This is a genomic window from Campylobacter canis (assembly GCF_045504005.1).
Taxonomy (GTDB): domain Bacteria; phylum Campylobacterota; class Campylobacteria; order Campylobacterales; family Campylobacteraceae; genus Campylobacter_A; species Campylobacter_A canis.
Genome location: NZ_JBJJXH010000017.1, coordinates 1 through 11,806, shown reverse-complemented (window position 1 = coordinate 11,806; position 11,806 = coordinate 1). Strand labels below are relative to the sequence as shown.

General features: G+C 35.2%; 13 protein-coding genes. 4 read left to right on the top strand and 9 right to left on the bottom strand.

Features of this window, described 5'->3' with window-relative positions:
- Window positions 1–71: 71 nt before the first annotated feature.
- Genes ACHJH3_RS11040 through ACHJH3_RS11015 form a run of 6 tightly spaced genes read right to left on the bottom strand, consistent with a single transcriptional unit; the run spans window position 72 to window position 7,879 of the window.
- On the bottom strand, window positions 72–1,046 hold the full coding sequence (locus tag ACHJH3_RS11040; protein WP_407064857.1) for a hypothetical protein: 975 nt from the start codon (window positions 1,044–1,046) through the stop codon (window positions 72–74).
- A 13-nt stretch (window positions 1,047–1,059) separates the two neighbouring features.
- Complete coding sequence (locus ACHJH3_RS11035; RefSeq protein WP_407064856.1) at window positions 1,060–1,554, bottom strand: hypothetical protein; 495 nt, start codon at window positions 1,552–1,554, stop codon at window positions 1,060–1,062.
- Between the two features lie 39 nt (window positions 1,555–1,593).
- Window positions 1,594–3,657, bottom strand: a complete 2,064-nt coding sequence (locus ACHJH3_RS11030) for a hypothetical protein (protein ID WP_407064855.1) — start codon at window positions 3,655–3,657, stop codon at window positions 1,594–1,596.
- A gap of 22 nt (window positions 3,658–3,679) precedes the next feature.
- Window positions 3,680–5,962 carry a hypothetical protein gene (locus ACHJH3_RS11025; RefSeq protein WP_407064854.1) on the bottom strand — a complete coding sequence of 761 codons (2,283 nt, stop codon included), beginning with the start codon at window positions 5,960–5,962 and terminating at the stop codon, window positions 3,680–3,682.
- Window positions 5,959–7,698, bottom strand: a complete 1,740-nt coding sequence (locus ACHJH3_RS11020) for a type IV secretory system conjugative DNA transfer family protein (RefSeq protein ID WP_407064853.1) — start codon at window positions 7,696–7,698, stop codon at window positions 5,959–5,961. The genes ACHJH3_RS11025 and ACHJH3_RS11020 overlap by 4 nt, the downstream gene beginning before the upstream one ends.
- A 13-nt stretch (window positions 7,699–7,711) precedes the next feature.
- A complete protein-coding gene (locus ACHJH3_RS11015; RefSeq protein ID WP_407064852.1) occupies window positions 7,712–7,879 on the bottom strand; it encodes a hypothetical protein in 168 nt (55 codons plus the stop codon).
- A 445-nt stretch (window positions 7,880–8,324) separates the two neighbouring features.
- Between ACHJH3_RS11015 and ACHJH3_RS11010 the strand changes: the two genes are divergently transcribed.
- Complete coding sequence (locus ACHJH3_RS11010; protein WP_407064851.1) at window positions 8,325–8,507, top strand: hypothetical protein; 183 nt, start codon at window positions 8,325–8,327, stop codon at window positions 8,505–8,507.
- Between the two features lie 44 nt (window positions 8,508–8,551).
- Here ACHJH3_RS11010 and rnhA read toward each other — a convergent pair whose 3' ends face one another.
- Together rnhA and ACHJH3_RS11000 are read right to left on the bottom strand one after the other, a co-directional pair.
- Window positions 8,552–9,019, bottom strand: coding sequence for a ribonuclease HI (rnhA, locus tag ACHJH3_RS11005; RefSeq protein WP_407064850.1), 468 nt, complete (start codon window positions 9,017–9,019; stop codon window positions 8,552–8,554).
- A gap of 146 nt (window positions 9,020–9,165) precedes the next feature.
- Complete coding sequence (locus ACHJH3_RS11000) at window positions 9,166–9,372, bottom strand: hypothetical protein (RefSeq protein ID WP_407064849.1); 207 nt, start codon at window positions 9,370–9,372, stop codon at window positions 9,166–9,168.
- Between the two features lie 267 nt (window positions 9,373–9,639).
- On the opposite strand from ACHJH3_RS11000, the gene ACHJH3_RS10995 reads away from it, so the two are divergent.
- The 3 genes from ACHJH3_RS10995 to ACHJH3_RS10985 all read left to right on the top strand — a co-directional run bounded on the left by ACHJH3_RS10995 (window position 9,640) and on the right by ACHJH3_RS10985 (window position 11,553).
- Complete coding sequence (locus ACHJH3_RS10995; RefSeq protein WP_407064848.1) at window positions 9,640–9,837, top strand: hypothetical protein; 198 nt, start codon at window positions 9,640–9,642, stop codon at window positions 9,835–9,837.
- A 352-nt stretch (window positions 9,838–10,189) separates the two neighbouring features.
- Window positions 10,190–11,023, top strand: a complete 834-nt coding sequence (locus tag ACHJH3_RS10990) for a hypothetical protein (RefSeq protein WP_407064847.1) — start codon at window positions 10,190–10,192, stop codon at window positions 11,021–11,023.
- Window positions 11,020–11,553: a YpsA SLOG family protein gene (locus ACHJH3_RS10985; RefSeq protein ID WP_407064846.1), complete on the top strand. Its 534-nt coding sequence runs from the start codon at window positions 11,020–11,022 to the stop codon at window positions 11,551–11,553. The genes ACHJH3_RS10990 and ACHJH3_RS10985 overlap by 4 nt, the downstream gene beginning before the upstream one ends.
- A 19-nt stretch (window positions 11,554–11,572) precedes the next feature.
- On the opposite strand, the gene nrdD is transcribed toward ACHJH3_RS10985, so the two are convergent.
- Window positions 11,573–11,740 (bottom strand): anaerobic ribonucleoside-triphosphate reductase, encoded by a 168-nt coding sequence (gene nrdD, locus ACHJH3_RS10980; RefSeq protein ID WP_407064845.1) that lies wholly within the window; start codon window positions 11,738–11,740, stop codon window positions 11,573–11,575.
- Window positions 11,741–11,806: the final 66 nt, after the last annotated feature.

Sequence of the window (11,806 nt, the reverse complement as noted above, 5' to 3'; positions counted from 1 at the left end):
AAATTTTTAAACAAAAAACCCGTTGATATGAAATTTAAATGCCGTTGGGATGTTTTGAATACATAAAAATCTTAATTGAAATAATCTATAATTCCATCATAGGATTTCACTTGGCTTGCTCCGGAGTGCTTTCTTATCCACTCTAGCTCACCTCGTCTTGCAATATAATCGGCTTGACGTACAAAATCAACATGATCACTATCTTGTTTGGCTCCTATTGGGCAGTGGTGATTCTTAACCAAGGTTGCAATATCCTTCATTATGTCTTCAAAATCCTGCTTAGCTTGCCAAACATCACGATTTCGTTTTGCTATATCGACAAACATTTCCGTAAGTTGTCGTTTTAGTATAAGATTGACATAGAGCTCAGATACATCAAAGTGTGCGGCGGGGATCGAGCCTCTATGATAATATTGACCTACGGCAACTTTAACTTTTTCGCTTTTGCCAAAGTCATGAAGCAAAGACGCCATAAGACTATCTTTATATCCTTGCTCGATAACCTCTCCTCTTGGGGCGATTCGATCAACTCCCGCTTTAAAGACGTGTATTGTGTGATATAGCAAATTAACCTGTCTAAGTTCCGAATAGCCCGTATCGCCGTAAGACTCTTTAATGTGAGCGTCGTTGCTTGTTACAGAGGAGTCTGATAAAAAATCAAATTCATCTAACATTGATTTTATAGCTGCAAACATAATTGCCACGTATTCAGTTTTATAATTTACTATAATTGAGGCTGTTTTGAAGCTATAAATAAGGATTTCCATGTGTTTTTTGAGTTCTACAAGTTCAACCTCAAGCTCTATTCTTTTGTCGGACTGAGACGCATTATTTAGCTTTTCTTGCAAACGATTTACACATTTCTTGCACAATTCATCGATTTGAATGGGGGATCTTTCTTGTTGTCTTTTTTTTCTGTTTATTTCTTCGATTTGATCTCTTTGTGCCTTTAAAATTCTTGCCACAGCGTAACTTTGCGCCAACTGCAAGGCGGATTTAAATGGAGTAACTTTTTTAGGTTTGTTTTGGATATCATTAATGTTCATAAGCCCTCTTTTATTACATCTTAGGAAATATATCGTTATTTTCAGCTCTCACAAGCAGTTCTTGAGAAAAACCAAAAGCTCTTTTAAAGTAGTAGCTGGATATGGTTTTACCTTGAAGTCCGCTTCCATAAACAAAGCGCGTCATGTGAAAATTCCAGTCATTGCCACGATAGCCATTTTTTATTCCAAATTTCAAAATTGACTTATCCTGCTTTGTCATAATCGAGCAAACCTTATCTATGTTATCCATTTGATTTTTGGCTCTCGTAAAATCTGTTTTTCTGTTTGCAAATCTAGATAACATATAGTTATATTTAAGTGCATTTAAAGATATTGAGTTTGGAAGGACCGACATATTCAAAATTGCCAAAATACTTTCGTTGTCTAAGTCCGATAGAGCCTGCTTAACAGGCTCCGGTATGCTGTCTTTTCCAAGAGAAGCTCGAAATATATTTACGCGCTGTTCGTCTATATCGGAAAATTTATTCCCATGCTTATCATACATCATAGTTTATGCCTTTTTGATAAATATATAAAATATCTCTCATTAAGCATCATAAGCAAGAGTACCAAAAAATAAAACTATAGCCCAATCTATATCGGAAAATAGTCTTTTTTTGTCATCCTCGCCATCATTTGATTTGCCGTCTATATTAGTGGCTTTCATATTAATCTCCCCATAAGTGTCTGTAAGATAATTATCAGGACCTATGCATATCTTGTGCCCTACAAAAGGTTGAAATTCTCCCCTTAAAAGCTTAAACAGCGAGCTTTGATTTAATAGTATAGTGTCTTGTCTATCCAATAAAGATGTTTTATCCGGGTTTTGAATTGCCTCTTTCATTCCCCAATAAGCCTTATCGTTGATCTTATGAATGCCATATTCTAAAACAGTGTTTAAATTTGATGCAAAACCTGTGTTTATAAAGCCCGAATATCTGTATTGGACGATGTTTTTTAGCATAATATCTTTTAAATATATGTAATCTTTAACAAATTTGCCCAATGCCAGTGTAGAGATTAGTAGCTGAAATGCATATCTATGAAATAAAGGTTGCCTATAAACTGCGATTTCTCTTTGCTCAAAGTTTCCATCTGCAAGTTTTACTCCGATAGTTTTTTTAATTTCCAGTACAAGTGCTGCATCATTGCTTTCGGAAGAGACTATTTTAAAGTAATAGTTATATCTTAAAGTATCTTCCTCTCTAATAGGGATATTAAACATTACCACATTGGCTGATCTCCCCTCTTTTACGTAGCTTTTTGTGCATGCAACGGATAGGGCTTTGATAAAAGTTCCCCAAAATCTACCCAAATTTATTGAAAATTCTGTTAAAACATTGTGCGTGTTACCCTGAGAGTCTTGGTATTGATTGTCTAATCCGTTGTGGCTGTAGATGCCCGGCTTTGTAAAACCGCTAAGATACATCCTGTCTTCAGTAGAGCCTTCTTTTTTAGATATTCCTAGCGTTAAAACACTCTCTTGCATGTTTATTCTGTACTTCGATTTACTAACTGCGCTTGCTACACGCCCTGATTTCATGAAGGATGTATCAATCGGGGTATTTGAAATTTCTGCGTCATTATAGTGAAGCATATCTAGGGATATATAAAGATATAGTAGTGTTAAAAATTTCGCAGAAATAGGAATTTTTAAATACCTATGATTTTCATCCGTAACCACCTCATTGTGATTTCCGTCCATTTTTCTTAATACCAAAGCAAGAGCCCTGCTTTTGCTATTGTTTAGGTTTGTATCAAACATCTCTTTTTCAATATCATCGCTTGTAAACGAATTTGACTGAGGTTGAAATACCACAACTTCAGGATCGTGCAACTGAATTGCAATCTGTCTTGATTTTAAAAACAAAGGCTTAACATTTTGTTCAATGTTTTGAGTGTGAACGAGCTGTTCCGCTACATACATTAATGACACAAGCTCTTGTGAGTGAAGCCAGATACTATTAATTGCGACGGAGTTTTTAAATTTCATACAATAAGAGCTTTCGGTGCTTACAACCTTTCCACTTGAATTTAATATATTGGAGCTTACATGCACAGCCTTTATTTTAGAATATGAAGACATAATTGTTTTAATAATATAAATTAAAAGTTGAATATCTTTTTTTGTAAATTTAAGCTGCACAATCTCTTTGTTGTTTTGGTAAATAGACATATAAAGTTTGTATCTGCCGTACTTGCCTTCGCGATAAAAATGCCTATTAGCCCTAACTTTTAAAAAAGTAGAGGTTTTTTTCGCGTTTGGCTTAATAATTATTCCATTATCGCAAAGATCTTTATTTGCTACTTGCGTTCTCATATTATATATGTAGGTGGATATAGAGCCTAGTATTACGGAACATAGCTCTATTACCGCCGTCATATTTAAATTAATACCTTGTGTCTGTAGGTTGTTTGGTATATTTGTAACAACTTCGTTGTCTGATGTTTTATATATCTCATCTGCCATATACGGCTTAATCTTAAAATTGATACCCTCTAGTCCCGGTTGCTCCAAGATGTGATCAGTAGTAGGAGTGCTTTCTATTGGCGTAACATCCATAACAAAGTGTTTAAAAATAGCGTTTTCAAACGCTCCTAGTTTTTCCATTTTAATCTCCTTAAAAAAATTATTATACAAACACAGAATCGTCAATGTTTGTGTAAAGCATTGATGCCTTATGTGACGGCACTCCTTCCAAGCCTGAAAACAGCTGATAACCTTCGTCTATCGGGTGTTTTCTCCATTCTTCAAAGTTAATATGTTTAGAAACTTCTTCGTTGTCAAAAATATACTTAAATTTATTATAATCTAGCTTCCAACCTAAAAATTTAACAGCTTTTTGGGAGCCTTTTTTATGTGCAAAAAACATATCCGCATTAGTTTGTTTATATGCGATCATCTTTTCTAAAACATCTCCAACCTCTTGAGCTACACGATAGGTGTTTTGCTTATGAGGATTAATGTGCTGCAAAAATTCTTTTAGTACTTTCTCAAAATCAGAGCCATAAATTTTTGAAATAGCCGCTACAACCTGATGTAAAGAAACTACAAAACAAGCTCCGTCATTTGTCTTTATAATGGGTTTTGTCTTTATAAGATTGCGATATAAAGCATGATACGGCTTAGTGTTTTCTGCATTGGCAAAGCCGTCATATATATCATAATTGCCCTCTTCTAAAGATATAACAGGAGGGTTTTGTAGAGATTGAAACGGGATTGCATGTATTTTGTCTATAATACCCTGATTGGTATTATTAGGAATATGTTTTGTTAGAGGCGGCTCTTCGTCCTCTTCGTCTTCGTTTAAAATGTCTTCTTTTGGCTCAGTAATAGCTAAGGTTTTGCTTGTAGGAGCCGGGAGTATAACTTCTTTTTCTTCATATAAGGGCGGAGTAAAATCCTCTTCTTCCAAATCCCAACTATCGCCTTCACTGCTTTGCTCCGCTAGCTCTTTAAGAATCTCCTGTTCAGCAGCTATCATGGCATTTATTTCATCTGCATTCTCTTTGAGCGACTCATCTTTTTGCTGTTTTGTAGCTGACTGATAGTCATCTTTTTCAAATAAGCCTTTAGGAGCGCTTATTTGTTCGATAATAAGCTTTTGCTCTTCAGGCTCTTGGTTTGCTGCCTCTTGTTGTTTTTGTTCTTTTTGCTTAGCCGGCTTTTTATTCTCGATTGCAGGGGTTGGTATACTCTCCTTTTTTTGTTCTGTTCCGGCTATTTGTTTTTGTTGTTGTTTTTGGGTTTGCTCTTTTTGTTTTTTATTGTTAAATTGCTGCTCTGTTTTTTGTGGCTTATCAGCTTTGTTCTTGTTTTCTTCTTGCGCCGATTTGGTTTCTTGAGATTGTTTTTGAGCGGCTTGCGTATCAGATTTGATTTCATCTAATATATTGGCAATTTTAGTGCCCTTTTTACTTTTAGTATCAGCCCCTGAAAGTATCTCTTTCCCATCTCCGTGTGCCGATGTCTTATCAAGGGCTTGCATTAGATCGTCCATGTGACGAGAGAGCATATCATCGTCATCATCCTCATATTGAGAGGTTGCCCTGCTCGGATCTATAAATTGCGAGCCGTCCATCTCTCCTACAACCGACTCAAAACTATTGCTATTATCATATAAATCGTCCATATACGCATCTTCACCGGTATCGGGGTTTTGTATATAAGGACCTTGGTGAGTAGAGTCTTGAATTTGATTTAGTTTGTTTTTATCAACCTTGTTTTCATAAATTTGCTTTGCCATAGCTTTAATGTTTAGGTGAGGATAAACTTTGTAAATTTTAACGAGCTCTATGGCGTCTTGTTCTCCTAAAACATTTACTAGATCCATTAGATTTTCTCTTACTATAATTGCCTTAGCCTCATCATCGGTCACTTCCAAGACTCTGTCTTCTTTGCTGGAAAGCACAATTTCGCCCCTATCGTTTACCAAAGGGTTTGCTGCTTTTTGTAAAAAGACAAGGGCTTCCATAGGCAGCATTACTTTTATTCTTCCGTTTTCTTTGAATAAAAATTGAGTTTTATTGTACTCGTTTAAAAGATAGTCTCTTTGTTTTAGCTCTTCGGGAGTCATCATGCTCCCCTCTTTGATATTTAGTTGAAAATGGTTGTTAATAGTCTTTGCAAGCTCATCTGCAACCTCCGCATTAGGTCTGTCAAGATTTGTTAATCCGCTTGTGTGAATCATCTCTTGTTTGATTATGGGATCTTTGCTTATGGGATTAATTCCGGCTGCTTCAATAGAGTTAAACCAGTATTTTTTATTTGTAAGTATCTCTGTAAAAATTGCCAATTTATCAAAAAAAGAGTATTGATATTTACTATTTTTGACAAACTGCTTTGTTTTTGTCCATGTAATCCATATTAACACTATAAAAAGGGTTAAAAGGATTGTTAAGATGGTTGTTGTCATACGTATTGTTCCTCGCTGTCGCTAAAATCGAGTTCAGGTCTAAATCTTGGTGCCATGCTACCAAAAATTTGTTCGCTTTCTATTGTAGGTGCTATAAACATAATATCCGGATCAGGCTGAAACGGTGCACAACAATAAAAGCGTCCTTCCCCATATTGAAGCAAAAATTCTTGTTTTTGCATATCACCCATGTGAGCCGGCAATAATATCTCTCTATCATCCATCGTAGCAGTAATTCTCATATCTAGTTTAGAGCCCATATATTTATTATTCTCGGCTTTTATCTTGCCAAAAGTATCTGCTACTATTTGTCTTGATGTGTTGTCATTCATCCGCATAAAAATTTTAGTGTTGGTGTTGTCGTTAACGATTTTTGCAATCTCTTCACCCAGTTCTGATTGATAGTCTGCAAAAGATTGAGTGAATATAAACATCCTTCCGCCCAAACCGCCTATTTTATTAAAAGCATGCTCTACTCCCGGAAATAAAACGGCTCCTCCCTCATCAACAAAAAATGCTAATTCTCTTGGTGCGCCGCGTCCCGTTGCTCCTATATTTCCGTAAAAAGAGGTTATCATAGCAAAAAATATACGTACAAAGGCATCTGAAGCGGTTTTAAAGATTAGCGGGAAAGGTTGGATCATTACTATCTGTCCGCGCTTGCGATCCATGAAGCCGTCTCTAAAAGGATTGATTTTTGTTGAACATAGTATTCTTCCCAGGTTGCCGGTAGATAGTTGAGACATGATCAAGTTAAATGATGATGATACTTTAGAGAAGAAACCCATATCTTTTTGGGCTATTTCAGATAGAGCCCTAATGGCTTCTTCTTTTAAAATTTCAAGATCTCTCATCTCTTCGGCTTCTAAATCCTGCATATCTATCTTACGTTGTCTTCTAACCTGCTCTAAGAGCCCTTTGATACCGCTTTGAGTAGACCACTCTGCAATGTCGGCTAAAGTTACTAAAACCCTAGATGGAGGAATAGTGTTGGCATAGATATTGTTTTCCCCGTCTATAACCATATCTACTATATCGGGTCTTCTAGGCTCTTCTCTTTCAAGCTCAGTTTTTTCCGAACCATAGTGTCTTTTGTATTCATTTTCTATTTTTTTGTTTATGTATTTTTTTCCATGAGCTTTTTCTAAGACCTCAAATCCAAGCAAAACGCACATTGTAATCTGGTATCCCATTGCGGTAAAGAACTCTTCTTTCGCAGGAATAATTGTTGAAATTAATGAGGAAATTTCTTCGTTTGACATACCAAACAAAGGATTAAAACACTCAGAAATTTTAGGAAACATAGGTGACACATACTTAAGATCATTAAGTCTTCCGGACTCTTCTGCAAACTGAGTAATCCAGCCGAGAGTTTCTTGTCCTACGCCTATGTCATTGTCGTTTTCATCCACTTTATTACCTACAGCGCCCTTTGGTTCGACAACTAAAACATCCATACCGCGTTCAATACATTGTTTGATCATGGAAGCCATAAGTCTTGTTTTTCCAACGCGAGTCGTGCCGTAAACCGCAACATGACCGGCTGTATGCCCCCAATCTATATAAAGAGGCTTGATAGTGCGTCTTTCGGTTTCGGAACCTACAAGAGGTATAGCAGCACCCAAATAAAGCCCCTTTTTAATATCTATCTTAAAATCATCAACACTATACTCTTTTACTTCCGGGATAGGAGCCGGCATAATTTTCTCTATAGCTCCTCTGGCATACTTAAGCATACATCCCCCTATTTTATGGCTGAGCCAACAAATTAAAGCCTACTATAGTATAGGCGTTTAGACTTAAGACCAAAAATCCAACAAGCGCTGCAAGGGAGAATATTTCAAAAACTTTAAGAGCCAGAGCAAATCTGGTTTCTTTGTATTTAGGGTTGTTTTCAGGCTTTATATTATAAAGCATCTCCTTGGTAATTCTAAAAAACTGAGTTCGTTTGATGTAAAGGATAGTAATGGTAAGAAGAAATAAAAGAGCAAAAATATATGAGCTAATTCTAAATGAAGGTGACATAATCTGAACTAGCAATTGCATAAAATTTAGTAATTTGCTATCAACTGCCGTAAATAAAAAACCTGCTAAAAAAATAAAGATTGTAAGATAATCTTGTTTTTCAAGTCGTATTTTTTGCATATAGTCTATTCTTCCTTTTTGCCTCAAAAATATTAAAACTAATTATAGCGCATTTTATTGCTAAGTTATTTAAAGTTGGCTGTATATCGGGTTTGCGTATAAAAATAAATAAATTTATATGCAATATTTTATGTTATTTACATATACATATTTTTTTACTATAACTTAAACAAGACATCTATTTTAAATGTCTAATTCTTTGTAAGGAGTATTTCAAATGGCGACAGATGTGGTTTTTACAAAGGAGAGATTTAAAGCGGCATCACTGCTTGACCTACGCAAGAGCGTGGAAGAAAGTGTTAAAATCTTGCAAGTTAGCGACAAAGTGGGGTTTGTGCTTAAGGCAGCAGATGTTAAAGATGTCGAAACTGCTGCGGATTGTCATAGTGGTTTGCCGTAAAAACATCTCGTTTGTATATTGATGAGATAGTGAGGTGAGATAGTTCACCTCACATATTTTCTGTACTGAAATTGTCTCTTTAAGTCGTCTTTGAGTGTTTCAGCAGCTTTTCTTGCTAGCTGATCGCATCTTTCGTTTTGTGGGTGTCCATTGTGACCTTTGACCCATTTAGCTTCTAACTTGTGTCCTCCGCGCTTCATAAGCTGCACATATTCTTTCCACATTTCTACATTCTTCGTATTTTTCCACTGTCTTTTTAACCACCCAGCCATCCAAGTATTAATTGAGTTTGCGACGTATTCGCTGTCGGTATATAAGACTATATCGCATGGTTCGATTAGCTTTTTTAAACCTTCCAGTACGGCTTTGATTTCCATTTGATTGTTTGTTGTTTCTGCTTGAGAGCCGTAGCCTTCTGTTGCAAAGCTGTTGTAAACTAATATATAAGCCCATCCTCCTATGCCGGGATTACCAAGGCAAGATCCATCGGTGTGTAATTCTACTCGTTTCATAAAAATCCTTCTTGAGATCATTATAGCTTATTTTAGAAATGAGCCTTGAAATTGCGTTATTATCAGATAAATTTTTGGGTTCATCCAATCCTAAAAGGATTAAAAGGGTAAAGAATTCTTTACCCCAATGTTTTAATCGAAAGGAATTATGTTGTGATATATATGCTAAGCTGGTTAGCAAAGTAAGATATTATAGCGATGTATAATATCCCGCCATACACAACAAAATTCTCTACATCGTGCGTTACGGTGTCGACATAGAGATCAAGCCTTTCGGCAAAACAGTATACGGTTGCACCGTATACAACGGCTGCGCATATAATTAGCGCAAAATATACAATGAAATAAGTCATTTTGGCTCCTTTAAAAAAATTTTTGACTGTTAAAAACAATCAATTAGTGTGGTTATAGCAAAAAATATTGCATAGTTTGCAACCAAGGAGCTCTATATGATTAATAATAAAACAATATTGAAAAATAAATATTTTAATATTTAAAAATATATTTAAAAAATATTGTTATATCAAAACAATATAATTTTCGATAGAATGGCAGCTAAAATAATTTGTTATTTATAGTACAAGCCTAAGACTTTTTGTCTTTAATTATCAAGGAAGTAAATGAAGGGTGTTTTTGAATTTGTTTTAAATTATTTAAATTCCTATATAAAAAGTTTAAGTTGTAAAAAAAGAGAGTTTGCTGATAGTGATATTGTAAATGAGACCAAGCTTGACTCAAATATTGCAGAGTATAGAAAGAAAAAAGATAAAGAAGCTTCCTATGATTATTTTACAAACAATAGCGCAACAAATAATTAAAAAAATGGCTGAGCACTGCAAGATGCTCAACCATTAAAAGCAAAATTCAATTTTTTGAAAGGAGTGGCTTCCCAGAAACTAGCCAAGGCAATTAATCTCCTTTTTGCAACAACCTCAGTTTATCTCTAGGATATTTACAAAAGCTGTCCAGACTTTTGCAACAATGCAATTATTCCATATTGAAGCTTAAAGTAAAATTAAACATAAATATTTTATATTGTTTTTTGACTATATTTTTTATTTTTTATGTAAGTTGCTATTTTATAGCTACTATTTTATGGTGTTTTTTATAGTATTATAAGAGATAATTTTATATAATGTTTTTATAAAATATTGTGGAAAAGGAGCTTTCATGAGTAGTGTTTCTGATGAGCTTGGCGAGGCTTTATCATTAATCAAAAAACATAATCTCAAAAAATCTCTTAAAATTGTTGCAAAAAAAGATTTAAAAATGCAACGCAGTAAAGAAGAGATTAGTACGGATAGAAAAATCAGCAGGATAAAAAGAGTAAAGCAGGAGATTAAAAGTCAGGGGCTTTCTTTAATTCCCAAGGAGTTAAATCCTTTAACATCTAAAAATTTAACAGCAGTTCCAACCGATGGATATAGTCCAAATTTTGCTCCTGAATATCTGGTTGCTTATACAGAATGCAAAGTAATGTACAAAAGTAACTCGCATGGAGCCAAGATGGCAGCCGGCAGAGGAGATGGGGTATTTGTCTCTCGAATAGATGATTTTTTAATAAAATCAAATATATCCGGAGGAGGATATTTCTTAAATCGTACTAGAAATTTTGATTCGCCGTTTTTTACCCAAAGAAGAGCTAGGGCAAATATAATTCCAAAAGATTGTGTGATGTTGGACAGTCCAAAGAAAACCGCTATGGCTTATTTTGAGTGGCTTACAGGAACAAAATGGCTTCATGTCCAACCCGGTAGAAGGAACTGGATTATTAGTCAGATCAAAAACGGACGTCTTGATGACAAAAAGCTTTTATTTCATGTTGATTCCCCGTTTAATCATGCAGAGGTGCTTGCTTTTATCGTAAAGTACAGGATGTATTTTGATTTTGTATATAGTGAGGTTGATCTGCAAAAAAGAGCTTCGTATCGTAATGAGTGTGAATATGCCCCCTACTTCACAACAGTAGAAAACAATAAGCCTTCAAACAAAGGTATTAGATGATTGTTTTTAAAGAGGATAAAAGCGGATCATACTCGGCAAGAACAAAGGCTAATGTTTTAGCGGCTGATGTAACAATTATTTTTGCTGTTGATTTTGATTCTGCCGGTACAAAATTAACAAAAAAGCTTGCCCTTGAAGCAGATAAGTCTATTTTAGAGATTAACGTCAAAGATCAGTATTATGTAGATTCTATCTCTTCTGCAATAATCAACTTCTTGAGAATCACTCACGCTAGCAGCGTTAATATTGCGGGAAATGGAATGAAGACCTTATCTTTATATTGCACTCAAGATCAGCTTGATAGTTATATTTACAGGATTTTTAAAAGGGTTGTGGATGAATTTCCAATTGAATCAATGAGAAGTGGTGGGCAAACCGGTGCAGATGAAGCGGGAGCTAAAGCAGGACTAAAACTTGGCATTCCAACTAAAATTTTAGCTCCTAGAGGGTGGAAATTTAGAGACGCCACCGGGAGAGATATTGTTAACGAGAAAGAATTTAAAGCTCGCTTTGGAGCTTTTGGAATATAAAATAGGAGAGATCTCTCTCCTATTGCGGTCGTTCGACAAACTTGACCCGTTCTTTATGTTCGCCTTTTTTGCCGAGGTTAAAGCCTTCTACAGGTCTGTGGTAGCCCATGACCCGAGTGTAAACTATACATTTTGTGCGTTTTTCTTCGATATTGTCTAAAAATTTCTTTTTATCCTTGTCTGTCATAAGAGATCCTTTCTGTTAGATTTTTTATTTGTTATAGCAAAAAATAGTTTTATTTTTTTGTTTTTG